The following is a 25,908-nucleotide window of genomic DNA, read 5'->3' on the forward strand; positions in this document are numbered from 1 at the left end:
CGTGGGCGGCCGCCGCGCATCCCGGTCGGTCCGCACGTGTACGAGGCAGTCGTGAGCAAGTCCCCCGAGTCCCCGCAGGAGTTCCCCCGCCAGGCCCCCGCGGACCGGCTCCCCACGCTCGTCCGCACCCGGAGCGGGTACCGGGTGTTCGATCCCGCACTGGTCAGGGGCACCCGCTACCAGATCGACGACAGCGGCACTTTGGTGTGGACGCGCCTGCCCGCGGGCTCGGTGGCGCTGTCCGTGCTGGCGGCGGGCGTCCTCGGCGCGGTGCTGCTCGGCGACGGCTGGCTGTCGGGTGCGCTGTGGTTCGTCGTGGGCGTGGTGCTCGCGGCCGGGCTCGCCGGAGTCGCCCTGTCGCTGGTCCACGCGGTCAACAGCCCGGAGCGCCGCTACCGCGTCCGGACGGGCGGGGCCCCGTACTCCGCGGACGTCACCGACACCGGCTCCCGGCCCTGGGACCTGTGCGAACGGGCCGAGCGGATCGCCGCGACCCCGTCCTGGGTCGCCGGGCGGATCGACCGCGAGCGCAGGCTCCCGGACCTGCTGTGGGCGGGCGTGCAGGGGTCCGGCGAGGCCGCCGCGGCGATCGCCGAGCTGGCGAACCCCTCGACCGGACCGAGCCTGCACCCGCACCGTCGGGGGTGACCCGCTCGGGATGCCGAGTGGGCGGCGGGTGGGTACGGTCGAGAGGAGCACCCGCCCCGGGTGTCGTCGGGTGAAGCAGTCCGCCCCTCGCAATCGGCGAATTCGACCGCCGGAGGAGGCCCATGCCCGTTCTCGCCCCGCACCCGTCAGACGAGTACGCCGAGATGATGCCCGTTCTCGAGCGTTTCGCCGGTCTGCCCGCGGAGGACCCCGAGCGGGCGAGACTCCGTGACGAGCTCGTCGTCGGGTACCTGCCCGTCGTGCAGAACCTGGCCCGTCGCCACGGCCGCGGCTATCCCGGTGGCATGGAGGACCTCGTCGAGGCGGGCACGATCGCGTTGATCACCGCGGTGGACCGCTGGGATCCCGAGCGCGCTCGCGGAGACTTCCTGTCCTACCTGGTGCCGTGCGTCCGCGGCGAGATGCTGCGGTACTTCCGCGACCGCACGTGGTCGATGCGGGTGCCGCGGCGGCTCAAGGACCTCAGTGTCGGCATCCGCCGGGCGACCGGTCCGCTCTCGCAGAAGCTCGGCCGCGCGCCGAAGCCCAGCGAGCTCGCCGAGCACCTCGACGCCGAGGTCGAGGAGATCATCGCGGCCCTGGACGCCCAGTCCAACCAGCACGCGGGCACCCTCGACGGCGGCGACGACCCGGACGAGCAGAGCCCCGCCGCCCGCCTCGGCGCGGTGGACGGCAGGCTCGACCTGGTGGAGTTCCGCGAGGACCTGCGCCCGCTGTTGGATCGGCTGCCGCCGCGCGAGCGGGAGATCCTGCTGCTGCGCTTCTTCGACGAGATGACCCAGACGAAGATCGCCGAGCGGATGGGGATCTCGCAGATGCACGTGTCCCGGCTGTTGGCCCGCACCCTCGCCGAGCTGCGGCGCGGGCTCGCCGGGGAGACGTGAGCGGCTAGAGCTCGCCGTAGAGGGTGCCCATCACGGGCTCCCACTCGGTCACCGAGTACTCGGAGACGACCCCGGCCTCGGTGAACGGGTCCTTGGCCACGATCTCCTCGATCGTGTCCCGGTCGTCCGCCTGGAACAGCAGCAGCGCGCCGGGCAGCTCGCCCGAGGCCCACGGCCCGGACAGGACCAGCAGGTCCTGGCTCACGAGGCCGCGCAGGTACTCGCGGTGCTCGGCACGCACGCGGTCCAGGGTGGCGTCGTCGTCGGTGTAGGTATAGGTCACGGCGTAGACGGCCATGGGACTCCTCAGGTCGGGCTCGCGCAGACCGTACCCGCCCGCACCGGGGGAGATCACCACGCCACCGCCCGATCCTCCGTCCGTGGCGCTCACCTTCCTCGCCCACGCCGCCGTGGACCCCGAGGTCGACGCGGCCCCGGCGCGGGACGGGGTCGCGATGCGCGCCCACCTCGCCGTCGTCCCGCGCCCCGCGGACCGGTCCGGGTGGGTCTCCCTCCGGCAGGGGGTCGTCAGCGAGGACCGGAGCCGCCCGGCGAGGCCGCGACGGTCGCCCGAGGCAGCAGGATCTGCTGGCCCTCGTCCAGGCCGGACCGCACCTCGACGAACCGGTCGCCGACGAGGCCGGGGGTGAACGCCCTGGTCTCGGGGGTGCCGTCGGCCCCGGGGACGCTCACCACGGAGCGGCCGCCCTCCTGGCGGACCGTCGAGGCGGGCACCCGCAGGACGTTCTCCCGGGTGTCGGTCAGCACGTCGGCCTGCGCGGTCTGGCCGTCCTTGAGCTGCGGGTCGGCCTGGTTGAGCACGATCGTCGCGTAGTAGCCGACAACCCCGGAGATCTGGTCCGCGGTCGGCGCGACGGCGACGACGGTCCCCGGCACGGTCAGGTCCGGCAGGGCGTCCACCGACACCTCGACGGCCTGGTTCGGCGCCACCCGCGCCGCGTCGCTCTCCTCGAACGGCACCACGAGCTGGAAGGTCTGCAGGTCGTTGAGGGTGATGAACGAGCCCGCGGCCGTGGCGCCCGCCGCGTCGGTGCCCGCCGTGGTCCCGACCGCCGCCGGGATCCGCGCGCCGCTGCCCGGGGCCAGCGCGGTGGCCCCGCCCGCCGCCGCGATGAAGTCCCCGACGGCGCCGTTGATCGCCGACACGGTCCCGGCCACCGGGGCGCGCAGTACGGTGTTCTCGAGTGCCCGCTGGGCGTCGGCGAGGGTGTTCCGCGCGTCGGCCACGACGGCGTCCTGCACGGCGACGTCGGCGGGGGCGTCGGTGGTCGCCCCGTCCAGCTGGGACTGCGCGGACGAGACGGCCTGCTCGGCGTTGGCGATCGAGACCCGGCCCGACGCGGCGTCGACCTCGCGCTTGCCCACCGCGGAGTCGAGGGCGGTCTGGGACGCGATCACGGTGCCCTTGGCGGTCCGGACGGCCTGCTCGGCGGTGGTGACCTGCTGACCGCACGTGGTGGAGGTGCTGGCCGTGCTCCCGGTCGTCGACGTGCTCGCCGGCGTCCCGAGTGACACCAGTGCGGGGCCGGATCCGGCGGCCGGGGCGGGCGTGGTCGTCGGGGTCGCGCTGCTCGCACACGCCGCCTTCGCCGCCGCCAGGTCCCGCTTCGCCAGCTCCAGCTGCTTCTCGTCGAACTCCAGCTGCACCCGCGCGCGCCGCACCGCGGACTCGTCGGCCGCGTTCGTCGCGTCCACCTGCCCCCGCGTGGCGGCGAGGATGGACCGCGCCGAGTCCAGCGCCGCCTCGGCGGCCTCGACGGTGTTCGCGCCGCTCAGCTTGCCCAACGTCGCGTCCTGCTGGTCCAGCGCCGCCTGGGCCGAGGCGAGCTGGGAGCGGGCGGCGGCGTCGTCGATCCGGGCCAGGGGCTGGCCCGCGGCGACGACGTCACCCACCTCGACCATCAGCTCCGCGACCTGCCCGCGGTCGGCGAACCCCAGGTTCTGCTGGGTGATCGACACCAGTGACCCCGACGCGGACACCCCCTGCGACACCGCGCCGCGGTCCACGACCACGGTCGGTGCGGGCGCCTCGCCCCCGGTGCAGGCCGAGACGGCCAGTCCGGCGAGCACCAGGCCGCACGCGAGCCGGGAACGAGTCATGGTCCAACCCCTCACTGGTGGCGGAGAGCGTCGATGGGGCGCATGCGCGCCGCGCGGTTGGCGGGGAACCCGCCCGCGAGCAGGCCGATCAGCAGGCTCACGCCGAAGGCGAGCACGATCGACCCGACGGACACCGACGGGGCGGGGAAGTCGGTGACGAGCTGCGGCAGCACGATCCCGGCGGCCACGGACACCCCGATGCCGAGCAGGATCCCGAGCAGCCCACCGATGCCGGTGAGCACCATCGCCTCGATGAGGAACTGCTGCAGGATGGCCCGCCGCCGGGCACCGATGGCCTTGCGGATGCCGATCTCGCGGGTCCGCTCGGTCACCGTGACGAGCATGATGTTGGCGACGCCGATGCTGCCCACGACCAGCGAGATCCCCGCGACCGCGGCGACGAAGATCGTCACGAAGCTCAGGACCTGGGAGGACTGGTCCAGCAGGCTCTGCAGGGCGGTGACGGTGAAGTCCCGGTCCTCGGGATCGCGGATGGCGTGCCGCTGGTCGAGGATCGCCGTCGCCTGCTCCACGGCCTGCGGCACGGCGTCGGTGCTCACCGCGCGCACCGTGACGGAGTCGACGACGTCGCCGCCGCCCAGCAGGTAGCTGCGCGCCGCGCCGAGCGGCATGAGAGCCACGTCGTCCTGCTGACCGTTCCCGGCGAGGACCCCGATGACCTGGAAGGTCGCCCGGCCGATGCGCACGTCCCGGCCCAGCGCGTCCCCGGCCTGTCCGCCGAAGAGCGTGGCCACCGGGTTGGGCCCGAGCACCACGACCTTCGCCTTGCCGGTCACCTGCTGGGCGTCGAAGAACGACCCCACGACCAGCTCCCGGTTCGCGACGTCGAGGTAGTCCGCCTCGGTGCCGGTGATCCCGGTGCGCACCGCGCCGCCGCCGGGCACCTGGAGCTGGGCGGACCCGGCCACGGAGGGGGAGACGGTGGCGATGGCGGGCGCGCGGCCCGAGTCCCGCAGGGCCCGGACGTCCGCGTCGGTGAGGTCCTTCGCCCCGATCCCACCCACGTCCTTGGCGATCTGGATCTGGTTGGCCAGCGGGCCGAAGGCCTCGGAGACGAACCGCTGCAGCCCGTTGCCGAACGCCACGAGGATGATCACCGCGGCGACGCCGATGATGATCCCGAGCATGGTCAACGCGGAGCGCAGCGTGTTGCTCCGCAGGCCGCGCAGCGCGATGCGGGCGGACTCCCACAGGTTCACGGTGTCGTCACTGCCGCTCGTCCGACACGATGTGGCCGTCCCGCAGCGTCACGACGCGCCGGGCGAACTCCGCCACCTCGGGCTCGTGGGTGATCAGCACGACGGTCCGGCCGGACTCGTTGAGCTCGACGAACAGGTTCATCACGTCCACGGTGGACGCGGTGTCCAGGTTCCCGGTGGGCTCGTCGGCGAGGATCATCGTCGGGTCGGTGACCAGCGCCCGGGCCACCGCGACGCGCTGCTGCTGGCCGCCGGAGAGCTCGTTGGGCTTGTGGTCGGCGCGGTCCGCGAGCCCGACGCGCGCGAGTGCCCGCCGCGCCCGGCCGCGCCGGTTGCGGGTGCCGGAGTAGACCATCGGCAGCTCCACGTTGCGGATCGCCGAGGTGCGCGGGAGCAGGTTGAAGGACTGGAAGACGAAGCCGATCCTCGTGTTCCGGATGTCCGCCAGCCGGTTGTCCGACAGCCCGCCGACGTCGATCCCGTCGAGCAGGTAGGTGCCCGAGGTGGGGACGTCGAGGCAGCCGAGGATGTTCATCATCGTCGACTTGCCGGAGCCGGAGGGGCCCATGATCGCAACGAGCTCGCCGTCAGCGATGCGGAGGCTGACGTCGTCGAGGGCACGCAGTTCCATCGTACCGGTCCGGTAGACCTTCGACACGTGGTCCAGCTCGATCATCGTCCCCCCGACGTCACCCGTTCGGCCCAACGAGCGGGGTGATCGTGAGGAGCGTCCGGTCACCCGGAGGTGTGGCGTCGGAAATGTCGGGTACCCAGTGCCCATGCCGATCGTCGAGAGCATCAAGCGTTTCCTGCAGAGCCCCAACGGCCGCAAGGCCACCGAGCACGGCAAGCGGCTCGCCGCCGACCCGCGCAACCGGGAGCGGGCGAAGAGCCTGTTCGCGCGCAAGCGCCCCTGATCGCCCGCGGAGCCCCCATCCGATCTCGGATGGGGGCTCCGTCGTGCCGCTCCACCGCGGGATGGCCGTGCACCACCCGCTCGACCTCGTGATCACCGTGCTGGTCGCCCGGGAGTACCGGTTGCTGCGCCGCGAGACCCCCGGGCGCGCGTAGACCCCGCGAACGGGGTACCCCGACGCCATGGCGTCTCACCATCATGACCTGGTCGTCGTGGGCACCGGGTCCGGCAACATGGTCGTCGACTCGACCTTCGCCGACCTCGACGTGGCGTTCGTGGAGGAGGAGCAGCGGTTCGGCGGCACGTGTCTGAACGTCGGCTGCATCCCCACCAAGATGTTCGCCCACACCGCCGACCTCGCCACGCAGATCCGCTCGGCGGGCAGCTTCGACGTGCACGCCGACCTGCGGGACGTCTCCTGGCCCGCCGTCCGGGACCGCGTCTTCGGCAGGCTGGACCCGATCGCGCGGGACTCCCGCCGCTCCCGGGCGGACACCGACGGCATCACCGTGCACACGGGCACCGCAGTGTTCACCGGGCCCCGCGAGCTCGACGTGGACGGCGACCGGGTCACCGCCGACCGGATCGTGCTGGCAGTCGGGTCGCGGCCGGTCGTGCCGCCGCCCGTCGCGGAGTCGGGGCTGCCCTACGAGACGTCGAACACCGTCATGCACCTCGACGCCCCGCCCAGCCGGCTCGTCGTGCTCGGCGGCGGGTACATCGCCGCGGAGCTCGCCCACGTCTTCGCCTCCGTCGGTACCGACGTGACGATCGTCGAGAGCGCGGACACCCTGCTCGGCGGGCAGGACGAGCAGGTCGCGCACGCGTTCACCGAGCTGGCGGCCAAGCAGCACACCGTGCACCTCGGACGGCGGCTGACCGAGCTGCGCGGCCGCCCGGGAGAGCTCGAGATCGTGCTGGACGACGGCACCCGGATCGGCGCGGACACCCTGCTCGTCGCCACCGGGCGGACGCCGAACGGGGACCGGCTCGACCCGGCGGAGGGCGGCGTCGAGCTGGACGACGGCGGCCGGATCGTGGTCGACGCCCACCAGCGGACGTCCGCCGAGGGGGTGTGGGCGCTGGGCGACTGCAGCACGTCGGTGCCGCTCAAGCACGTCGCGAACCGGGAGGCGGACGTGGTGCGGCACAACCTGCGCCACCCCGACGACCTCCGCACGGCACGGCACGACGTCGTCCCGGCGGCGGTGTTCACCGCCCCCCAGATCGCGGCCGTGGGCGCGACCGAGGCCGAGCTGCGCGACCGGGGTGCCGAGTACACCCGCAGCTCCGTCGACTACGCCGACACCGCGTTCGGCTGGGCGCTGGAGGACCCCGTCGGATTCTGCACGCTCTACGCCGACCCGACGAGCGGGCTGCTGCTGGGCGCCCACATCCTGGGCCCGGACGCCCCGGTGCTGATCCAGCCGCTCGTCGTGGCGATGACGCTCGGCATCCCCGCGAAGGACCTCGTCGACCAGCCCTACTGGATCCACCCCGCGCTGACCGAGGTGGTGCAGCAGGCCCTGCTGGGTCTCTAGCAGTCGCCGGGGTCCGGCGCGGACGGGGTGTTCTGGGCGATCTCGAGCTGGCGCTGGAGCTGCTCCACCTCGTCCTCCGCCTTCTCGCGGTCGTCGCGGGCGGGCTCGTCGGGGGTCCGTTCGGTGCTACTGCATCACCATCATGGGGCGACTCCGATCCGGTGGTCGAGGACGGTGTGGACACGCACGGCGGGGAGGGAGGGGCGCCGCCGGGTCATCGCGCGACCACCAGCCCCCGGAGCAGGCCGAGGAGGCCGCGGACGGCGGCGTCGAAACGCCCTTCGTCGCGCTCGGCCCTGGCCACCACGTAGGCGCCCTGGAGGCGCCGGTGAGCGTCTCGGCGTTCAGGCGGATCGCCGCCACCGCCAGCTCCTGCTTGCCGCCGAAGTGGTGGTACAGGTGGACACCCGATCCCCGAAGCGGCGCAGACCTGCCGCAAGTCCCGTTCCACCCGTGACCATCTGCCGTGGTCCGTCGCGGCGGAGCGTCCCTACGGTCGAGCCGTCGCCCTGGGTGGACCTGCCGCACCGGCGCGCACCGAGACCACCGTCGGACGGAGACCGCCATGACCAGCCACCACCGCGAGATCGTCGTCGGCGTCGACGGGTCGCCCTCGTCCGGCCGGGCGGCGGTCTGGGCGGCCGACGAGGCGGCGCAACGTCGTCTGCCCTTGCGGGTGGTCCATGCCCTCGAGACGACCGTGCTCACCTACGGCGCGTGGGTCGCGCCGCCCCAGAGCTTCTTCGACGAGCTGCGTGCCGAGGGGGAGCGGATCGTCGTCGAGGCCCGGGCCACCGCCCTGCGCCGTCATCCGGGCCTGGACGTCTCCGTCGCGGTGTATCCGGCGGGGCCGGTCCCCGCGCTGCTCGACGAGAGCCTCTCCGCGGAGCTGGTCGTCATCGGTGCGCACGGCCGGGGCGACCGGCGCAGCCTGCTGCTCGGGTCCTGCGTCGTGACCGTCGCGGAGCACGCTCGGTGTCCCGTCGCGGTGATCCGGGGCCACGACGAGGGCCCGCCACCGACCCGCGGACCCGTCGTCGTCGGGGTGGACGGCTCCCCGATCGGCGACGCCGCGGTGGCGGCCGCGTTCGACGAGGCCTCGTGGCGCGGGACCGGTCTGACGGCGGTGCACGCCTGGACCGATCCGTTCGCATCCCTGCGCCGCGGTGACGCCGAGGCGGCGGCGGTCGAGGCGGGCGAGCGGACCCTGCTCGCCGAACGCCTGGCAGGCTGGGGGAGAAGTACCCGGACGTCGCCGTCCGGGAGGTCGTCGACCGCAACCACCCGGTCCTGACCCTGCTCGAGCGCAGCCGCGACGCGCAGCTGCTGGTGGTCGGCAGCCGCGGCCGCGGTGGGTTCGCGGGCCTGCTCCTCGGGTCGACCAGCCGGTCCCTGATCCACCACGCCACCCTCCCCGTCCTGGTCGTCCGCGCGGCGGGGACGACAGCGCCCGACCGGGCCCGGGAGGCACACCGGTGACCCGGCAGCCGCGGGCCCGACTCGCGCTCACCTCCCCGGCCCGCGGCGTCCACGTGGTCGCCGTCCACGGGACGCTCGACCGGGTGGCCGGGATCCGGCTCCTGCGCCTGGTCGAGGTGCGGGTGCGGATGATGCGGGACCAGCGCGCCCCGACCCGGCGGTTGATCATCGACGTCACCGACGTCGACGGCGCGGACCGGGACGGTCTGACCACGCTGCGGATCGCCCGGGATGACGCCCGTCGGCGCGGGGTCACGATCGACCTGGTCGGAGACCTGTCGGCGATCGCCGCGCCGTCCAGCCCGGAACGACGCTCGCTCGCCCTCCTCGCCCATCCCACGCTCGGGGCGGCTCTCGACGCCCGGACCTGACACGCCCGCCGGTGCGCACCCCGTGCCTGCCGGGCCGAGGACGAGGAGGTGGTGGCCGGTGGCCGACCGACACAGAGGCGGGCACCGCAGGGCCGGGCTGCCCCCGATGCGGCCTCGGCGCACGGATCGGGTGGAGGCGGCCCTCGTCCCCGCCGTCCGCATCCTGGGCATCGCGGGCGTGGTGATCGCGGTCCTCTTCGGCTGGGCGGCGGTCTCGGGCGGCCGGATCCGGGCGGTGCACGAGCAGACCTCGCGTGCCCGGGTCGAGGCCACCGTGCTCACCGCGGGAGTCCGCGACGGCGTCGAGGGCGGCCGGACGCGCGTGTCGGCGGTCTGGCGCCCGCCCGGCGCCGGTCCACACACGGGGCCGCTGATGGTGACCGGCGTGCCGCGACCGGGGGACGTCGAGCCCCTCTGGGTCGACCGGACGACCGGCGAGCCCGCCCCGCCGCCGACGAGGGTCGCGACCGCGGTCGTCCGCGGCCTGACGACCGGGGCGGTGGCCTGCGCGATCGTCCTCGCCGGCGTCGCGCTGCTGTGGTTGGGGGTGCACGCCGGGACGCGTCTGGTGAACTCGCGGCGGTGGGCGCGCGACTGGGCCCGGGTGGAGCCGACCTGGTCGGGTCGGTCGCCGCCGCGCTGACCACCGGGTCGTGGCGCTCCGGGTCGGGTGGCCGGAGGACGGGGGCCGAGCGGCCCTGATCCGGGCACCCGGCTCGCCGTACAACAGACGCACGGAGGGTCGGAGCGCCCGGCCCCGTGGTCGACGTCGACGGCGACGTGGGCCGGAGGAGGAGAGGAGTCCGAGATGGTCCAGCTGTGCCTGACCGACGACGAGGCCGAGGCGTTGCACGACCTCCTGGACACGGAGCTGGGTCGGCTCTCGATGGAGATCGCGGGCACGGACAACCCCCGCTACCGCGCCATCCTGCGGGAGCGGCGGCAGGCCCTGACGTCGGCCCGGGCCGCGCTCTCGACGCGGACCGCCACCCAACCGTCCTAGCGACCGCCCGGTAGCCCCCGGCTCAGGACTCCCGGAGGAACCGGAGGGTGAAGGCCCCGAAGACCAGGACGATGCCGATGTTGACGAGCAGCCGCTCCCACGGGTGGTCGCGGAGGAAGAGGACGTCCACACCGACCACGACGATGATCAAAGCCACCACGGTCACCGCCGTCGCGATCGGTCGTCCCGCCACCTGAGCACCTCCCGGCCCGGAACCGGTCGCGACGGACGTCGGCGGCGCGGCATCGCGTCGACGGTGGGCCTTCGTCGCCGCGGCGGGGCAGGGCCGAGCGGTACGCAGGGCCCGGGACGTTCGGCCCGGGGCGGACAGGCCGGGACATCCCGCTCCCGGTCAGCTCCCCGGGCGGGGGCGTCGCAGCCTAGAGTGCGCCATCGTGGCGATGGGTGGGCTTCCGTCGGGAGTGCGCCGGGCGGAGCTGTTGGCGGCTCTGTCGGTGGCGACCGACCTCGGCCTGGGGCTGCCTGAGGAGCATGTGCTGCGGCAGACCGTGGTCGCGTGCCGGGTGGCGCGGTTGGCCGGGCTGTCGGAGGCGGCCCAGGAGGCGGTGGTCTCCGCGTCCCTGCTGGCCTGGGTGGGGTGCGTCGCGGACGCCCACGAGATGGCCCACTGGTTCGGCGACGACCGCAGGCTCCGGGCGGAGAGCTACGCCGTGGACAAGGCCGGGCTTCCGATGCTCCGGTTCCTCGTCGAACAGGTCGGCCGGGACGCGGGACCGTGGCGCCGGCTGACGGCGATCGGCCGGTTCCTCGTCGCGGGTGGGCTCCCGGCGGTGGCGGGCTCGATGGTCACGCACTGCCAGACGACCGGGGACATCGCCGAACGGCTCGGGCTGCCCGCGGACGTCGGGCGGGCGCTCGGGCAGGCGTTCGAACGGTGGGACGGTCGCGGCGTGCCCGGCAGGGTGGGGGGAGCCGAGCTCGATCCCGTGATCAGGATCGTGCACATCGCCGACGACGCCGAGCAGCACCACCGAGCCTTCGGCATCGACGCGGCCACCGCCATGCTGCGCGAGCGCCGCGGCACCGAGTTCGACCCGGCGCTGGTCGACCTCGTCTGCGCGCACGCCGAGGAGGTGTTCGACCGGCTCGACGCCCCGCCCGCGGACGCCCTCCCGGCGGTGGGGGACGAACTGACGGAGGCGGAGCTCACCGGTGTCCTCCGCACGTTCGGCGACTACGCCGACCTCAAGTCGCCCTCGTTCCTGGGCCACTCCGCCGCGGTCGCGGTGCTGGCGGCGGACGCGGCGGTCCGGCTGGGCCTGCCCCCCGCCGGGGTGACCCTGGTCGAGCGGGCGGCCCTGGTCCACGACCTCGGGGTGCACGGGGTGTCGGCGGGTGTGTGGGCCAAGCCCGGGCCGCTGACGGCCGGGGAGTGGGAACGCGTGCGGATGCATCCCTACCTGACCGAGCGGACCCTGGCGCGGGTGCCACGGTTGGCCGAGGTCGGGGCGGTGGCCGCGCTGCACCACGAGCGCCTCGACGGCTCCGGCTACCCCCGCGGGCTGCGGGGCGACGCGCTCCCGGTGACCGCGCGGGTGCTCGCCGCCTCGGTCCGCTACCGGACCGCGCTGGAGGACCGGCCCCACCGGGCGGCCGTGGACCCGGTCGCGGCGGGGGCCGCCCTGCGCAGGGACGCCACGGCGGGTCGGCTCGACGGCGAGGCGGTCAACGCCGTGCTGGCGGCCGCCGGACACCGTGTCCGGCGTCGTCCGGTGCTGCCCGCCGGGCTCAGCCCGCGGGAGGCGGAGGTGCTCGGTCTGGTGGCGCGCGGACTCTCCAACCGGGCCATCGCGGGAAGGCTCGGACTCGCGCCGCGCACCGTCGGCAGCCACGTCGAGCACGTCTACTCCAAGATCGGCGTGTCGACCCGGGGGGCGGCGGCCATGTACGCGATGCGCCACGGGCTGGTCGGGGACTGACCGGAACATCGGGCGAACACCCGAGGCGTGCCGTCCCGTCCGCGACGACGATCCCTCCACGACCGACCGTCAGGAGGGCCCATGTCCACCGTCCCGCTCACCCCCGCTCCGGTGCAGACCGCCGGGCGCCTCGTCGACGCCGTCGCCGCGCAGGACTTCGCGGCCCTCCGGCGGTGTCTCACCGACGCCGTCCGGTTCCGGGCGCTGCTCCCGCCGGGCGCCGTCGAGATCGTCGATCCCGTCGCGGCCACGGACCGCTTCCTGGCCTGGTTCGGCGGACCGGACCGGCTGGAGGTCCTCGACACGGTGATCGGCGCCATCGGGTCCAAGGCGAGTGTGCGGTGGCGGGTGCGACGCACCGCGCCGGACGGCACGGAGCGACTCGTCGAGCAGCACCTCTTCGTCACCGGCGACGGCAGACTCGACACCCTCGACCTGCTCTGCTCCGGTTTCGTGGGGCGGTGACCGCGGTGCCGGGCAGGGCCGTGGTCAGCCTGACGACCGGGCTGGAGGACGCGGAGCGGGTCACGGTGGCGTTCCTCGTCGCGGTCGGGGCGGCCGAGGAGGGGCGCCCGACGCTGATGTTCCTCACGAAGGAGGCGGTCCGGCTCGCGGTGCCCGGCGTCGCCCGCGGTACCGCGTGCGAGGGTTGCCCGCCACTCGCCGCGTTGATGGAGCGGTACCGCGCGGCGGGCGGCAGCTACCTGGTGTGCCCGATCTGTGTGGATGCCAAGGGGCTCTCGGACACGGCGTGGATCGAGGGCGCCGAGGTCGGCGGCACCGTGCCGATGTGGCGGTGGATCGGCGACGACGGCGCCACGACCTTCAGCTACTGACGGCGCCCCGCCCCTGTCAGGTCGTGGCGTGGTCGCCCGGGCGGGGGCGTCGCGGACCCACGGCGCCCGCCACACCCAGGACGGCGACGAGCGCGGCGAACCCGAGGAGGCCGACCTCGACCGTCGCGACCGAGGCGAGGCCTTCCACGCCCCGTAGGAGCCGAACACCCGGCCGCGCCGGCGTCCGCCGAGCCGACCCACCATGGCGCCCGCCGCGGGGGAGAAGGCCGAGGCGGCCGCGCCCTGGCCGAGCCTCGCCGGCGTCGACGCCGCCGTCGCGGCGGACGGGGTCGTGAGCGCCCCGAGACGCCGGCGTAGCCGAGGGAGACGACCGCGAAGAACACCAGCCCGCCGAGCAGCACCCGGCGCGGACCCCAGCGGTCGGCGAGGCTGCCGAACACCGGCTTGAGCACGACCTCGGCCCCGGACACGGGGTCGGGACTGGACATCGGCGGTCCCCCTCGCGGTCACCCTGTCGGCCTGCGGCACAGTCTCGCCGAGTCCCGGTCCGCGGGACCTCCGGGCCCCGGCGCCGCACCGACCCGACTCGACCCGCACCGACCCGACCCGACCCGACCGGCGCGGGACTACCCGACGGCCGCCCCGAACAGGTGTCCGACGAGGTAGGTGACGGCGAGGCCCGCCGCGCCGCCGAGGACCACGCGCAGGACGGCCCGCCGCGGGTCGGCTCCGCCGATCCGGGCACCCGCCCACCCGGCGACGGCCAGGGCGAGCAGCACCACCGCCACCGTCACCGGCACCCGCCAGGCCGGTGGGGGCAGCAGGATGGCCAGGAGCGGGAGCAGGGCGCCGAGGACGAAGGACGCGGCCGACGCGACGGCCGCCTGCCAGGGGCTGGTCAGCTCCTCGGGGTCGAGGTTCAGCTCGGCCTCGAGGTGGGCGGTCAGCGGATCGTGCGCGGTCAGCTCGCGCGCGACGGTGTCCGCGGTCTCGGGTCGCAGGCCCTTGGCGCGGTAGAGGGCGGCGAGCTCGGCCAGCTCCGCCTCGGGGTCGCTGCGCAGCTCACCCTTCTCCTGGGCCAGCAGCGCCATCTCGGAGTCGCGTTGGCTGCTCACGGAGACGTACTCGCCGAGCGCCATGGACACGGCACCGGCGACCAGGCCCGCCAGCCCGGCGGTGAACAGCGGGCCGCGGTCGGTGGTGGCGCCTGCGACGCCCACGACGAGCCCGGCGACGGAGACGATGCCGTCGTTGGCGCCGAGCACACCCGCTCGGAGCCAGTTCAGCGTGCCGCCCAGCCCACCCCTGTGCGGCTCGCCGGGGTGGGTGTCTCGAGGTCCTTCGGAGGGTGCGTCCACGTCCTCAGGAAACCGCCCGGAGCGGCGCGCCGCCGGCAAGGAGAGGCGGCCCTGAGACAGGCCGCAGGCCGAAGCGCCGTGTGCCCCCTCAGCGCTGCCACGTGGCGGAGCGGTCGGGGGCCTGCTCCGTCTGCCCATCGGTCGACGCACCGGTCGACGTGACCACGCTCGGATCGGACGCCGAGAGGGGCTCGTCGGTCGGGGCCGTCGTCGCGTCGGCGGGTGCGTCGGCGGGGCTGGTGGACGGATCCCACCCCTGGGCGTCGCTCACGGGCACGGACGTCGACGTGCCGTCCTCACCGGTGGTCCCGGACCGCGCGGGCAGCCGCCTCTTGAGGGCGAGTGCCTGGTCACCCGCGACGTCCCGGGCCCGTTCTCGGGCCCGCTTCACCTCGGGGCGGTTGACGAGCTCGGTCGCCCGCGTGCGCGCCTTGCGCAGCAGGGCCGTGCCGTCCGGACGCCCGACGATGTAGCCGGCGCCGAACACGAGGGCGGTGCGGATCAGACCCATGACGTTCTCCTCGGTGGTCGTTCCCGACCGGATCGACAGCCCGGTGGTGGGCTGCTCAGCGGCGTTTACCCGCTTCCACGACGTCTAGCCGGCTTTGCCTGCGGTCGAGTGCCGAAGAGGTGGAACTGCCGCCGAACAGCCCAGTGCCGATCGGCGGGGCGGCGTCCTCGGGGACCGGTCGGTCCCGGACCGAGCGGACGTCGAGGACCCCGTCCAGTCGGGTGAGCTCGAGCGGTCGGGTCACGGTGCGGTTCCCGGCGCCCGGGACGACCACGAGACGCGCCCCGCGGACGCGGGCCTCCCCGTCCGCCTCCAGGAGCATCGCGAGCCCGCGCGACCCGAAATAGGTGACCTGAGTCAGGTCCACGACGACGGTCTCGCCCTCACGGATCAGGGCCCGCACCGTGTCGGTGAGGGGTTCGACGGTGACGGTGTCGATGTCGCCGCAGACCTCCAGGCGGGTGACGCCCGCGTCGTGCTCGACGACACGGAGACTCCATCCCTCCGGAAACGGCCAGGGTCCGTTCATCCGTCCTCACCCTCTCGCGGGTCGGCCTTCCTGGGGCCGGCCGGGGTCCCGGCGCGCCGGGCCTGACCCGGCGCTTCGGGCGCGACGGCGGCGGCCGTGGAGCCCGGCTCCTCCGCGCCGCGCGGTGCGGACGGGGCGTCGGCGACGGGTGCCGGGTCCGATCCGCAGCCGGCCGGCGTGCACTCCTCGACGATCCCGGCGCCGCTCACGGGGCGGGTGGCGTCGGTCTCGGCGCGCGGAGCCCGGTTCCCGAGGGTCCCCGCCCACATCGCGGCGTCGCCCACGGCCGCCGCCGGAGTCCCCACCCAGACCGCAGGCCCGGGACGTGGCGACGGCGTCGCGGGAGCGGGTGACGGCCGGCTCGCGGCGATCGCGACGCCACCCGTCGCCGTCCCGGCCAGAGCCAGGACGGCGATGATCGTCCTCGCGGCGACGAGGCGAGGGGTCCGCACGGGGTGTGGCAGACCCGTTGCCGCCGCGGCGAAGGCGGCGCGGGCACCGCTTTCGCCGCGGAGCTCCCTGGCCGACCCGAGCGCCGCCGCGGCGTCGAGCAGCCGACGCAGGTCCCGGCGTCGACCCCCGCCGTCGAGCAGCCGATCGGCCTCGGCGGGAGACAGCCACACCCGGCTCGGGCCTCGACGATGCTCACCCATCCCGGTCCTCCTGTCTCCCGCTGTCTCCCGGGGGCGCCGAGCGCCTCCTCGTCGCGGGTCCGGGCCCGGTGCCCCGCTCGGGCACGCCCACGTCCGGTCGATGACGGGCCGGGCGTGGGGGGGTACGCCCGACCCGTCACGCCACCAGCGCCGGACCGCTGCCAGGTGTTACATCGCGCCCGGTGCCGCCGACGGCGAGAGCTCCTGCCGGGCCGGATCGTGGCGCCGAGGGATCCGCCGAGGGCGGCGACCATGGTGAGGCCGAGGCCGAGGGCGGCCCATCCGGCGGTCTGGCGGGCGTTCTCGACGCGCCTGCGGCGACACCGCCGAGGAGGAGCGCGAGGAGGCCGGGCCACTGACGACAGCGCGCACGCTGGTGTCGGCGTTGCCGTCGAAGCCGAGGTCCAGCCGGCCGAGCGCGTGGAACAGCAGCTGCAGGACGAGGGGACCGGTCCGGTCCGGGGTCCGCGGAGTGCGTCCGCCGGGATCAGGAGCGGAGGGCGGCCTGCTCCCCGACGGGGCGGCTCCCCGACGGGGCCCGGCCTCACCGGGGCGGGTCACCCGGTCCGCGGGATTCACGCGCCGCGGTGACGTGACGACGTCGGGGGATCCTGAGACGGAGCGCTCGAGCCCGCCGATCAGCAGCTGGGGCGTGCCGACGGGACCGGGTGGCGGGCGGGCCACCTCACCCCCGGCGGATGAGGGGGACGGTGGTCCCGCGGGACACGATCCGGGAGATCAGTCCGTTCCGGGACCATCTCGCTCGGAGGCCCTCAGGTGCGACGACGACGGCGGCTCGCGGCACTGGTCCCACTCGTCATGGTCACGTGGTTCCTCGCGGCGCCGGGCTCGGCCGTCGGGTTCGGCACGATCGACGCGGGCGGCCAGAACCGGGAGCACGAACGGATCACGCGTGCCGCCCTGTCCTGCGGGACCTGGGCGCTCGCCGCGGAGTGCTTCGCACCGAGGACGCTGGACTACCTCGCGGGTCACGGGCGGGAGTTCGGTGCCGTCGGGGCACCGGACAGCGACGAGCTGTCCGATCCGGCGGCCCACTGCGACGACGCGGACTTCCTGGCAGGCCCCTACCCGCGGTCGCGCGAGGAGGCCACCGCCGCGCTCACGGCCTGCGTGGAGAGCATGCGAGGGCGGTTCGCGACGGCGGTCGAGGCGGCAGGCAGGCTCGTGGACGACCGCGGGCACCTGGTCGAGGGCGAGGTCGACCCGGCCACCGAGTGCAGGGCGGTGGAACGGAAGGAGGAGCGCGCCAAGTGCACGGTCCTGGAGATGTTCGGACGGGTTCTGCACGGGGCGCAGGACTTCTACGCGCACAGCAACTGGGCGGACGAGGCCGATCCGGCTCGTCCGATCGGGGACGGCAACCCGCCGGGGCTCGGCCTGCCCGCCCCGAGCCCCGTGCTCGACCTGCGGAGCGGGACCGCCCCGAGCATTCCCGCGGAGCTCTCGACCGGATGCTTCGTGGTGCGCGATGAGGTGCCGGGCGTCGGCGCCTGCACCGGGCGGGTGACGCACGCGGCACTGAACAAGGACCGGGGGATAGTCGATCCCGTGACCGGCGAGGTCGCAGACCCGACGACGTCGCGTGGGATGGTCGGCCACAACTTCGCCGCGGCCGTCGCGGCGGCCGAGGCGGAGACCGCCCGCCAGTGGCGGGACCTCCGGGCCGAGCTCGTGGTCCGCTACGGGGCGGAGCGGGGCGGGCTCATGAGGTGCGCCCTGGTCCGGGACGACCCGGTCGAGGAGTGCCGGGGCGGGGGGTCGACGGCCTTCGTCGGCATCGTCGTCGGGTCGGGACTCGCCGCCGTCGCGGCCGTCGCGCTGCTTCTCCGCAGGCCCCGCACCCGGCGTCGGGGCACGGTGTCGGGCGCCGAACGCGACGGTGGCGAGCACGGTGGCGCAGAGCCCGCAGGCGATGGCCTGCACCGCGCGCGGCCGGGGGACTCCGACGTCCTCTCATCCCTCGCGGGTGACGCGGAGACGGTCCCGACGGGAAAGCCTGCTCACGCTCCGCCCGTGGCGAGTGGGGAGGCCGACATGACGGCTCAGGATGCATCACCCGAGGTATCGGATGCGCTCGATGCCGGCGAACGGGCCGAGCTCGAACGGCTGCGGCAGGAGAACTCCGCGCTGCGGGCCGGACCGCCGCGACGGCGGGCCCGGATCCGGTGGCGCTCGGTCGTGGCCGCGGTACTGATCGTGCTCGGAGTGGTGCTGACCCCGGTGTCGTTGGTGTCGGTCTGGACCCGTCAGCAGCTTTCGAACACCGACAGCTTCGTCGCGACGGTCGGGCCGGTGATCGACGACCCCGCGGTGCAGGCGGCCGTGACCGACAGGGTGACCACGACGGTGTTCTCCTACGTCGACGTGCAGCAGCTCGCCGACGAGGCACTCGCGGCGCTCGCGGCCCAGGGGCTGCCACCCCGGCTCGTCGAGCGGCTCGGTTCGTTCACCCCGGCCCTGCAGACGGCCGCGACCGGGTTCGTGCACGACAAGGTGGGCCTGCTCGTCGCGAGCCCGCAGTTCGCCGAGGCGTGGGACCGGGCCCTGCGGCTCGCCCACCAGCAGCTGGTCGCCGTGCTGAGCGGCGACAGCCAGGCGGTGGTCGTCCAGAACGGGACGGTGTACCTCGATCTCGCGCCGGTCATCGACGCGGCGAAACAGCGCCTGGTCGCCGAGGGGCTCACGGCCGCGGGCGCGATCCCCGAGGTGCATCCGACGATCGCGCTCGCGCCCGCCGACAAGCTGGTCCGTGCCCAGTGGGCGTACACGACGTTCACCTCGGTGGCCACGGTGCTGCCGTGGATCACGCTGCTCCTGCTGGCCGTGGGCGTCTACCTCGCCCGACGTCGGCTGCGTGCGCTCATCGGCGCGGCCCTGGGCGTCGCGCTGGCGCTGGTGGTGCTCGCCGCCGGACTGCTCGTGGTGCGTGGGGTGCTGGTGGGGGCCGTGCCGCAGACGGGCGCGGTCGCCGCGGCGTCCGCGTTCGACCTCCTGGTCGGTTCGCTGCGCACATCGGGGCGGGCGTTGCTGGTGCTCGCGCTGGTGGTGGCGCTGGGCGCGTTCCTGGCAGGCCCGTCGGCGACGGCGACCGGTCTGCGGCGGCGGACCGCCGGACTGGTGGCCCGGATCCGCGGGGGTCGGTCCACCGGCCCGGTCGGCGCCTGGGTGGGGGCCCACGTGCGGGTCCTGCGGATCGGGGCGGTCGCGGTGGCCGCGCTGGTGTTCGTGTTCCTCTCGCAGCCGACGGGGGTCACGATCCTGGTCATCGTGGCCGTGCTGCTCGTCGTGCTCGCGGTGATCGAGTTCCTGGCGCGCCCCGCCGCAGGCCGGGACCCGTCGGAGACCGCCCCGTGACGGACGAGACCGACCGGGGCCGCCACCGGTGCGGGCACGGTGGGCGGGAACGTCGACGGCGGCCGGAGGCGCGTCGTGCTCACCGGTCGCGCGGGCTGCCGATCGCGTCGTCCCAGTCGTAGGTCACCGTCGTGCGCAGGACGACGTCCTGCAGGGACCGGCGCCACGGACTGACGAGCACCCACAGCAGGCCGAGCGGGAAGACCACACAGAGCACGGCGCGCAGCACCGACCGCACCCAACCCGGGTGCCCGCCGCCGCGGGAGAGCACCCGTAGCCCCAGGACGGCGTCGCCGACCGTCCGGCCCACCGTGGCCCAGCCGAGCGCGAGGTACGTGACCGCGACGATCCCCGCGACCAGGACCGACAGCGGCCAGGAGGGGGCGGGCCAGTGGAACGACAACGGTGAGACCACGAACCGCGCACCGGCCGCCACGAGCAGGACCACGCCCAGCAGCACGAGGACGACACCGAGGTCGGTGACGGCGGCGAGCGTCCGACTGACGATGCCCGCCGTCGAACGGGGGCGGGCGGCGGGCGGGATCACGGGGGGACCGCGGCCCGCGTGCTCGAGCGGCGCAGCAGCCGGTCGACGACACGGGCCACGACCTCGTCCGCCTGCTGGGCCTCGCTCCGGACCCCGCGGACCGTGTCCGAGGTCAGCGTGCCGGTGGACTCGCGGACGATGCCGGGCAGGTCGATGGCGTCGATGACCCCGCGGGCCAGGCCGACGAGGTCGAGCCGGGCGACGACGGCGTCCAGGTCGACCCCCGCGACCACCCGGTCGAGGTCCAGGCGCGCGACGACGGCGTCGAGGTCCACCCGCTGGAGTACCGCGTCGAGGTCGACCCGGGCGACCACCCGGTCCGGGTCGAGCCGCGTGGCCACGGCGTCGAGGTCGACCCGCCGCATGACGGCGTCGAGGTCGACCCGCCGGAGCACCGCGTCGAGGTCGACCCGGGCGATCACCCCGTCGACGTCGAGCCCGGCCGCGACCCGGTCGAGCTCGACGTGCTCGACGACCAGCGCCGTGAGGTCGGTCGCCGCGAGGAAGGCCTCGACCGTCCGGCCGATCACGGCGGACACCAGGGCCTCGACCCGGCGTCTCGTCGCGGCCGTGGCGGCGAAACCCCGGGCGGCGAGCTCCTCGGTCAGCTCGGCCGGCACCAGCACGTCGGCCGCGCTGCCCGCGATGCGCGCCGCCGCCGCCGACATCGTCCGCAGCGGCCGGCCTGCCCGCCACGCCAGCTCCGCGCCGAGGACCGCGGCTCCTGTCGCGAGGACCAGGGCCGGCCGAGCACGGGTCGCCCGCATCGGGTGGAGTCCGTGACGCTCACCGTGTCGCCGCAGCGGGTCCCCGGTCACGAGGTCCCCTGGTCGATCACCAGCACCAGGCGGGCGAGCAGCTGGTCGGCCTGGGCGGGGGTGATCGTCTCGGTGCGGATCGCCGCCCGGATCTCGACCGCGAGCATCCGCGTCAGACGCCGGCGCCACACCTCGGTGGGGAGTGCCTCCGGCTGCGCCGCGACCGGCTCCGAGATCGTCGACATCATCAGCCTCCACCACGGCGGGTCCGTCAGCGGAGTCTCCAGGTCGCGGCGGGCCCCCGCCATCACCCCGACGGGGTGGCCGGGTGGCCTCGGCGCGCACCGCGGGGCTCTCACCCGCCACGGATGAGGGGGAGGCGTCGTCCTCGGACCATCATCGTCGTCCAGTGGGCGTGGGCGACCGGGGCGACGTACGCCTCCGACCGGGACGCGCCCGCCGGGCCGAACCCACGCGCAGGGCGTGCCGTATCCCCGAGACCCGAGGAGACCCCCATGACCGAGGCAGCGATCGCCGACCACGGGCTGATCGGGGACCTGCAGACCGCCGCCCTGGTCAGCACGGACGGATCGGTCGACTGGTTCTGCTGTCCGCGTTTCGACTCGCCGAGCGTGTTCGGCGCGCTGCTCGACGACGAGCGGGGCGGACACTTCGCCATCCGTCCGGCAGCTCCGGGGTACCGGGTCACGCAGATGTACTTCCCGGACACCGCGGTGCTGATCACCCGGTTCCTGACCGAGGCGGGCGTGGGCGAGGTGGTCGACCTCATGCCCCCGGCTGGCCCGGAGGCCACCGACCGCCATCGGCTCGTCCGCCTGGTCCGGTGCACCCGCGGGAGGATGGAGTTCGAGGCCGAGGTGGCACCGCGGTTCGACTACGGCCGCAGGCCGCACACCACGGAGGTCACCGAGAACGGGGCGGTCTTCCGATCCGACGGGCTCACCCTGACCCTGCACGCGGTGCGGAACCCTGGTGACACCCGCGTCGCCAGGGGCCGAGTCGACGACGGCGACGTCCGGGTCTCGTTCACCCTGCGGCAGGGCGACGTGCGCGGCGTCGTGCTCGAGTCCGCCGCGGACGGTCCGCCCCGGGAGATCCCGCTCGCCGAGTTCCAGCGGATGCACGACGACACCATCGCGTTCTGGCGGTCCTGGCTGGGCCGGTGCACCTACACCGGACGGTGGCGGGAGAACGTGCACCGCTCGGCGATCACGTTGAAGCTGATGACCTACGCCCCGTCCGGCGGGCTCGTCGCGGCACCGACGATGGGCCTGCCGGAGCAGGTGGGCGGCGAGCGGAACTGGGACTACCGCTACACCTGGGTGCGTGACGCGTCGTTCTCCGTCCAGTCCCTGCTGCGCCTGGGGTTCCTCGAGGAGTCCGCCCGGTTCAGCGGTTGGCTGCGGGACCGGGTCGCGCAACGGGCCGGGACCGACAGCGGCCCGCTCGACATCATGTACCGGGTCGACGGGTCCTCGGACCTCAAGGAGGAGACGCTGGAGCACTGGTCGGGCTATCGCGGCTCGGCGCCGGTCCGCCTCGGCAACGGCGCCGCGGGCCAGCTCCAGCTCGACATCTACGGCGAGGCCCTGGACAGCATCTTCGTCGCCGACCGGAGTGGGCTGGAGGTCGGACACCGCGGGTGGACCGAGATCGGTGCGCTGCTCGACTGGCTGACCGAGCACTGGGACCAGCCGGAGGAGGGCATCTGGGAGACCCGGGGCGGTCGCAGCGACTTCACCTACGGCAGGTTGATGACCTGGGTCGCGTTCGACCGTGGGATCCGGATGGCGGCCGCACACGGCAGGCCCGCCGCCGTCGCCCGCTGGACCGCGGCCCGCGACGCCGTCTACGACCAGATCATGGCCAAGGGGTGGAGCCCGACGCGGAAGGCCTTCGTGCAGCAGTACGGCAGCGAGGTGCTCGACTCCTCGCTGCTGCGGATGCCGCGCGTCGGCTTCCTCTCGGCGACCGATCCGATGTGGGGCTCCACGCTCGCCGCGATGGACGACGAGCTGGTCACCGACAGCCTCGTGTACCGGTACGACCCGGCCGCGTCGCCCGACGGCCTGCAGGGCTCGGAGGGCACGTTCTCGCTCTGCTCGTTCCTCTACGTGGACGCGCTCGCCCGCGCGCGCCGACTCGGCGACGCCCGGCTGGCCTTCGAGAAGATGCTGACCTACGCCAACCACGTCGGGCTGTACTCGGAGGAGATCGCGCTGACCGGCGAGCAGATCGGCAACTTCCCCCAGGCCTTCACCCATCTCGCCCTGATCGACGCCGCGCTGACGCTCGACGAGGCGCTCGGCTGAGCCGACGACCGCGCACCCCACCGGACCCGAGCGAACGGAGCACCCCATGTCGGACGTCGAGGTCAGCCGGACCGACGCCCTCTCCCGCCAGGACGCCGCGCGCAGGCTCGCGGCACTGGCCGCCGCGCTCGCCGACGGCGACACCGTGAAGGTCCAGCTCGGCGACACCAGGCTGAAGCTGCACGTCCCCGACGACGTCCGCTGCGAGGTCGAGGTCGAGGTGGACGGCGACGAGGTCGAGCTCGAGGTCGAGCTGAAGTGGTCGACCGCCCCGGTGGCCACGGACCGGGGCCCGGCCAAGCCCGCCGGCCGCGGGCGGAACCACGGCTGAGCACACGTCGCGACCGACCGACCGCCGGCGGCGTCGGCCCGCCGCGGAGGTCGAGGCACGGGTTGGCGCGATCGGGGACACCGTGGCTACAGTGACCGACGACGCCCGCGACGGCCTGATGACACCGCTCGCAGGCGCGTACACCGTCGCCCGGAACCGCTTCGCGGCCGTCGCCGCCCGAGGTGGTCGCGCGCTCGCCGCGCCCGTCATCAGGAGCCCCGATGCTCGACCGTCTCCCTGCCCTCGCCCTGTCCGACCGGGCCGCCCACCGTCCCGATCCCGTGGAGCTCGCCGGGGTTCCCGTGCTGCCGATGCCCGAGCACGTCGTCGAGGCCGTGCGGAGGGTGGCGGGGCGGGCGTTCCCGAGGGTCAGCCGCGGGGCGCCGGGCCTGCGCGCCGCCCTCGCCGACCTACTTCTTCGACGGCATGGTCCGGAGGGCGGGCGCACGCCCGGTGCACGTCCCCACCCGGGCGGAGGACGGCTGGGCCGCCGACCCGGCGGCGCTGGCCGCGGCGGTCACGCCGGCCACTCGCGCGCTGCTGATGTGCAACCCGAACAACCCCACCGGCCACACACCGACCCACGCGCAGCTGAGCGAGCTCGTCGACCTCGCGGCGGCGGGCCAGGACCTGCGCCGCGGCCGAGGACAGGTCGCAGACATCGCCGCCACTCGTCGAGGACCACGACGCGGCGGTCCATGGCTTCCCACGCCCGGACGACGGCCGAGCCGATGGCTCCCGCTCCGCCTGTGACGGCGGCAATCCGTTGGATGTCTATCCGTCCCTCTCGATCGGCCGGTCGGACCGATCGGGAAGCGCTCCTCGGGCCAACGCCGGATGTGGATCGGATCTCAGGACGATGTCGGCGCGCAGTGCCTTCTTGTCCAGCTTTCCCACGAGCGTGCGCGGGAGCGCATCGATGTGCTCGACCCGCTCGGGCCACTTGTACTTCGCGACGCCGAGCGCGTCGAGGTGGACCTGCAGCTCCGGTACGCCGAGCGCGGGGTCGACGCTGACGACATAGGCGCACACCCGCTCGCCCATCACCGGGTCCGGCATCGCGACGACGGCGGCCTCGGAGATGGCGGGGTGCCGGAGGAGCAGCGATTCCAGCTCCTCGGCGTTGACCTTCTCACCGCCGCGGTTGATCAGGTCCTTGATCCGTCCCTCGATGGAGAGGTAGCGCTGCCCGTCGTGCGCGTGGACCCGCGCGAGGTCGCCGGTCCGATAGAAGCCGTCGGACGTGAACGCCGTCGCGTTGTGGTCGGGGGCGGCGAAGTACCCGGGGATGGTGTACCAGCCTCGGCATACGAGCTCCCCGACCTCGCCGTCGGTCACCTCGACCTCGGTGCCGGGCTCGAGCACGCGGGCCTCGTCGCCCGGCGTCAGCGGCGGGCCGACCGTGGTGGCGCGCAGGTGGCGCGGGCCGTCGAGCGGGGTCAGCGTGAACATCCCTTCGCCCATGCCGAAGGTCTGGCCCACCCGCGCGCCGAGGGACTCGACGCGGGCGAAGACCTCGGCGGGCACCTTCGCCCCGGACAGCACGACGGTCCGCAGGTGCTCGGCCGCCGCCGGGTAGTCCTCGCCCAGGATCCAGTGGAACATGCCCTGACCGAGCAGGGTGTCGTCGACGCGGTGCTCGGCCATCATCCGCAGCACCGGGTCACGGTCGGCCTGAGGCAGCACGATGCATCCGCCCACCGCGTGCGCGGAGTGCAGGCCGCAGCTGATGCCGGCGTTGTGGACGAAGGGCCCGGCGTGGGCCACCACGCTGTGCTCCGTGCGGCCGAGGGCGCGCGCCCAGGCGAGCCCGTTGTTCCAGTACTCCCCGTGCAGCCGCGGGATCACCTTCGGCACGCCGGTCGTCCCACCCGAGAGCTGGTGGACCGCCACCTGCTCGGGCCCGATCCGCTCCTGCACCGCGTCGACCGCCGCCCGCGCCTCGGCCGGGTCGATGTCCGCCCCGAGGGCCTCGAGCAGGGACGCTCCGGCGACGTCGGCGCGATCGCTGTCGGTCACGTAGAGGTGCGTAGGCGTCGGGCGCGCGGCCGCCCGCTCGCGCGCGAAGGCGACCAGGTCGAAGCGCGCGTGACGGGAGTCGTCGACGACGTGGCCGACGGCCCCGACCAGGCGCGCGATGTGGTCGATCTCGTGCGAGCGGTGCGCCGGCAGCGTGGCCACGGGGATCGCGCCGGCCTTGAGTACGCCGTACCAGGCGACGACCCCGGGGATCCCGTTCCAGACCTGGAAGAGCACGGGGTCGCCCGGCGCCAGCCCGCTGCCCAGCAGGCCCGCCGCGACCAGGTCGGTACGACGGTCGAGCTCCTCGTAGGTGACGGAGCCGACGCGGTCGACGACCGCCGGCCGGTCCGGGAACCGACGAGCAACGTCCTGGAACCGCCGTGCCAGCGGCACCGCACTCCACTCCCCGCTCGCGAGGTTGCGGGCGACCCGCTCCGGGTCGTAGCGGACGACCCGCTGGTCGACGGGACCTGCCATGAGCAACCCTCCTCAGCTGGAGCGCAGATCATTCGACGCGCTCGTCGACGCTAGCCGGCCCACGAAGGCCGAC

General features: G+C 74.6%; 30 protein-coding genes. 16 read left to right on the forward strand and 14 right to left on the reverse strand.

The window, feature by feature from the left end; translation table 11 throughout:
* The first annotated feature begins 51 nt into the window (after positions 1–51).
* Together ABD993_RS15445 and ABD993_RS15450 are read left to right on the forward strand one after the other, a co-directional pair.
* On the forward strand, positions 52–648 hold the full coding sequence (locus tag ABD993_RS15445; RefSeq protein ID WP_345417959.1) for a hypothetical protein: 597 nt from the start codon (positions 52–54) through the stop codon (positions 646–648).
* A 122-nt stretch (positions 649–770) separates the two neighbouring features.
* The gene (locus ABD993_RS15450) at positions 771–1,553 is read left to right on the forward strand and encodes a sigma-70 family RNA polymerase sigma factor (protein ID WP_345417962.1); all 783 of its coding nucleotides are present in this window, start codon (positions 771–773) and stop codon (positions 1,551–1,553) included.
* 4 nt (positions 1,554–1,557) lie between these two features.
* Here ABD993_RS15450 and ABD993_RS15455 read toward each other — a convergent pair whose 3' ends face one another.
* The 4 genes from ABD993_RS15455 to ABD993_RS15470 all read right to left on the reverse strand — a co-directional run bounded on the left by ABD993_RS15455 (position 1,558) and on the right by ABD993_RS15470 (position 5,570).
* On the reverse strand, positions 1,558–1,851 hold the full coding sequence (locus ABD993_RS15455; RefSeq protein ID WP_345417965.1) for a YciI family protein: 294 nt from the start codon (positions 1,849–1,851) through the stop codon (positions 1,558–1,560).
* A 230-nt stretch (positions 1,852–2,081) separates the two neighbouring features.
* Positions 2,082–3,674, reverse strand: coding sequence for an HlyD family efflux transporter periplasmic adaptor subunit (locus ABD993_RS15460; RefSeq protein ID WP_345417968.1), 1,593 nt, complete (start codon positions 3,672–3,674; stop codon positions 2,082–2,084).
* 11 nt (positions 3,675–3,685) lie between these two features.
* Positions 3,686–4,894 (reverse strand): ABC transporter permease, encoded by a 1,209-nt coding sequence (locus tag ABD993_RS15465; RefSeq protein ID WP_345417970.1) that lies wholly within the window; start codon positions 4,892–4,894, stop codon positions 3,686–3,688.
* A gap of 7 nt (positions 4,895–4,901) precedes the next feature.
* Entirely contained in the window at positions 4,902–5,570 is a 669-nt protein-coding gene (locus ABD993_RS15470) for an ABC transporter ATP-binding protein (RefSeq protein ID WP_425569011.1), read from the reverse strand.
* Between the two features lie 103 nt (positions 5,571–5,673).
* Here ABD993_RS15470 and ABD993_RS15475 point away from each other — a divergent pair, with 103 nt between their 5' ends.
* From ABD993_RS15475 to ABD993_RS15505, 7 genes are all read left to right on the forward strand, one after another.
* Complete coding sequence (locus ABD993_RS15475; protein ID WP_345417974.1) at positions 5,674–5,811, forward strand: hypothetical protein; 138 nt, start codon at positions 5,674–5,676, stop codon at positions 5,809–5,811.
* A gap of 181 nt (positions 5,812–5,992) precedes the next feature.
* Complete coding sequence (locus tag ABD993_RS15480; RefSeq protein ID WP_345417977.1) at positions 5,993–7,351, forward strand: mycothione reductase; 1,359 nt, start codon at positions 5,993–5,995, stop codon at positions 7,349–7,351.
* Between the two features lie 565 nt (positions 7,352–7,916).
* Positions 7,917–8,645, forward strand: coding sequence for a universal stress protein (locus ABD993_RS15485; RefSeq protein WP_345417980.1), 729 nt, complete (start codon positions 7,917–7,919; stop codon positions 8,643–8,645).
* Positions 8,642–8,830, forward strand: a complete 189-nt coding sequence (locus tag ABD993_RS15490; protein ID WP_345418099.1) for a universal stress protein — start codon at positions 8,642–8,644, stop codon at positions 8,828–8,830. Before ABD993_RS15485 ends, ABD993_RS15490 begins: the two co-directional genes overlap by 4 nt.
* Positions 8,827–9,201 (forward strand): hypothetical protein, encoded by a 375-nt coding sequence (locus ABD993_RS15495; protein WP_345417983.1) that lies wholly within the window; start codon positions 8,827–8,829, stop codon positions 9,199–9,201. The genes ABD993_RS15490 and ABD993_RS15495 overlap by 4 nt, the downstream gene beginning before the upstream one ends.
* Before the next feature lie 58 nt (positions 9,202–9,259).
* Complete coding sequence (locus ABD993_RS15500; protein ID WP_345417986.1) at positions 9,260–9,844, forward strand: Rv1733c family protein; 585 nt, start codon at positions 9,260–9,262, stop codon at positions 9,842–9,844.
* Between the two features lie 165 nt (positions 9,845–10,009).
* A complete protein-coding gene (locus ABD993_RS15505; RefSeq protein ID WP_345417989.1) occupies positions 10,010–10,204 on the forward strand; it encodes a hypothetical protein in 195 nt (64 codons plus the stop codon).
* Between the two features lie 22 nt (positions 10,205–10,226).
* Here the strand turns inward: ABD993_RS15505 and ABD993_RS15510 are convergent, their stop codons facing one another.
* Positions 10,227–10,397, reverse strand: coding sequence for a hypothetical protein (locus ABD993_RS15510; protein ID WP_345417992.1), 171 nt, complete (start codon positions 10,395–10,397; stop codon positions 10,227–10,229).
* A 208-nt stretch (positions 10,398–10,605) separates the two neighbouring features.
* On the opposite strand from ABD993_RS15510, the gene ABD993_RS15515 reads away from it, so the two are divergent.
* The 3 genes from ABD993_RS15515 (at position 10,606) to ABD993_RS15525 (ending at position 12,980) form a co-directional block, all read left to right on the forward strand.
* Positions 10,606–12,144 (forward strand): HD domain-containing phosphohydrolase, encoded by a 1,539-nt coding sequence (locus ABD993_RS15515; RefSeq protein WP_345417995.1) that lies wholly within the window; start codon positions 10,606–10,608, stop codon positions 12,142–12,144.
* Positions 12,145–12,225: 81 nt separating this feature from the next.
* Positions 12,226–12,609: a nuclear transport factor 2 family protein gene (locus tag ABD993_RS15520; RefSeq protein WP_345417998.1), complete on the forward strand. Its 384-nt coding sequence runs from the start codon at positions 12,226–12,228 to the stop codon at positions 12,607–12,609.
* Positions 12,606–12,980 carry a DsrE family protein gene (locus tag ABD993_RS15525; RefSeq protein ID WP_345418001.1) on the forward strand — a complete coding sequence of 125 codons (375 nt, stop codon included), beginning with the start codon at positions 12,606–12,608 and terminating at the stop codon, positions 12,978–12,980. Before ABD993_RS15520 ends, ABD993_RS15525 begins: the two co-directional genes overlap by 4 nt.
* Before the next feature lie 16 nt (positions 12,981–12,996).
* On the opposite strand, the gene ABD993_RS15530 is transcribed toward ABD993_RS15525, so the two are convergent.
* From ABD993_RS15530 to ABD993_RS15550, 5 genes are all read right to left on the reverse strand, one after another.
* Positions 12,997–13,128, reverse strand: coding sequence for a hypothetical protein (locus tag ABD993_RS15530; protein WP_345418004.1), 132 nt, complete (start codon positions 13,126–13,128; stop codon positions 12,997–12,999).
* Positions 13,129–13,567: 439 nt separating this feature from the next.
* The gene (locus ABD993_RS15535) at positions 13,568–14,299 is read right to left on the reverse strand and encodes a VIT1/CCC1 transporter family protein (RefSeq protein ID WP_345418006.1); all 732 of its coding nucleotides are present in this window, start codon (positions 14,297–14,299) and stop codon (positions 13,568–13,570) included.
* Positions 14,300–14,387: 88 nt separating this feature from the next.
* Positions 14,388–14,810 carry a hypothetical protein gene (locus ABD993_RS15540; RefSeq protein ID WP_345418009.1) on the reverse strand — a complete coding sequence of 141 codons (423 nt, stop codon included), beginning with the start codon at positions 14,808–14,810 and terminating at the stop codon, positions 14,388–14,390.
* Positions 14,811–14,865: 55 nt separating this feature from the next.
* A complete protein-coding gene (locus ABD993_RS15545) occupies positions 14,866–15,339 on the reverse strand; it encodes an STAS domain-containing protein (protein WP_345418012.1) in 474 nt (157 codons plus the stop codon).
* Positions 15,336–15,992, reverse strand: coding sequence for a hypothetical protein (locus tag ABD993_RS15550; protein WP_345418015.1), 657 nt, complete (start codon positions 15,990–15,992; stop codon positions 15,336–15,338). The genes ABD993_RS15545 and ABD993_RS15550 overlap by 4 nt, the downstream gene beginning before the upstream one ends.
* A 777-nt stretch (positions 15,993–16,769) precedes the next feature.
* Between ABD993_RS15550 and ABD993_RS15555 the strand changes: the two genes are divergently transcribed.
* Positions 16,770–19,367 (forward strand): hypothetical protein, encoded by a 2,598-nt coding sequence (locus ABD993_RS15555; protein WP_345418018.1) that lies wholly within the window; start codon positions 16,770–16,772, stop codon positions 19,365–19,367.
* A gap of 79 nt (positions 19,368–19,446) precedes the next feature.
* Here the strand turns inward: ABD993_RS15555 and ABD993_RS15560 are convergent, their stop codons facing one another.
* Genes ABD993_RS15560 through ABD993_RS15570 form a run of 3 tightly spaced genes read right to left on the reverse strand, consistent with a single transcriptional unit; the run spans position 19,447 to position 20,980 of the window.
* Complete coding sequence (locus tag ABD993_RS15560) at positions 19,447–19,914, reverse strand: RDD family protein (RefSeq protein WP_345418021.1); 468 nt, start codon at positions 19,912–19,914, stop codon at positions 19,447–19,449.
* Positions 19,911–20,681 (reverse strand): hypothetical protein, encoded by a 771-nt coding sequence (locus ABD993_RS15565; RefSeq protein ID WP_345418024.1) that lies wholly within the window; start codon positions 20,679–20,681, stop codon positions 19,911–19,913. Before ABD993_RS15565 ends, ABD993_RS15560 begins: the two co-directional genes overlap by 4 nt.
* Before the next feature lie 47 nt (positions 20,682–20,728).
* Positions 20,729–20,980, reverse strand: a complete 252-nt coding sequence (locus ABD993_RS15570) for a hypothetical protein (protein ID WP_345418027.1) — start codon at positions 20,978–20,980, stop codon at positions 20,729–20,731.
* Between the two features lie 207 nt (positions 20,981–21,187).
* Here ABD993_RS15570 and ABD993_RS15575 point away from each other — a divergent pair, with 207 nt between their 5' ends.
* The 3 genes from ABD993_RS15575 to ABD993_RS15585 all read left to right on the forward strand — a co-directional run bounded on the left by ABD993_RS15575 (position 21,188) and on the right by ABD993_RS15585 (position 24,089).
* A complete protein-coding gene (locus ABD993_RS15575; RefSeq protein WP_345418030.1) occupies positions 21,188–23,005 on the forward strand; it encodes a glycoside hydrolase family 15 protein in 1,818 nt (605 codons plus the stop codon).
* 46 nt (positions 23,006–23,051) lie between these two features.
* Positions 23,052–23,336, forward strand: a complete 285-nt coding sequence (locus ABD993_RS15580; RefSeq protein ID WP_345418033.1) for an amphi-Trp domain-containing protein — start codon at positions 23,052–23,054, stop codon at positions 23,334–23,336.
* 453 nt (positions 23,337–23,789) lie between these two features.
* A complete protein-coding gene (locus tag ABD993_RS15585) occupies positions 23,790–24,089 on the forward strand; it encodes an aminotransferase class I/II-fold pyridoxal phosphate-dependent enzyme (RefSeq protein WP_345418036.1) in 300 nt (99 codons plus the stop codon).
* Between the two features lie 21 nt (positions 24,090–24,110).
* Here the strand turns inward: ABD993_RS15585 and ABD993_RS15590 are convergent, their stop codons facing one another.
* Positions 24,111–25,835 carry an AMP-binding protein gene (locus ABD993_RS15590; protein ID WP_345418038.1) on the reverse strand — a complete coding sequence of 575 codons (1,725 nt, stop codon included), beginning with the start codon at positions 25,833–25,835 and terminating at the stop codon, positions 24,111–24,113.
* Positions 25,836–25,908: the final 73 nt, after the last annotated feature.

Origin of the sequence: Pseudonocardia xishanensis (assembly GCF_039541715.1) — a bacterium.
GTDB classification, from domain to species: domain Bacteria; phylum Actinomycetota; class Actinomycetes; order Mycobacteriales; family Pseudonocardiaceae; genus Pseudonocardia; species Pseudonocardia xishanensis.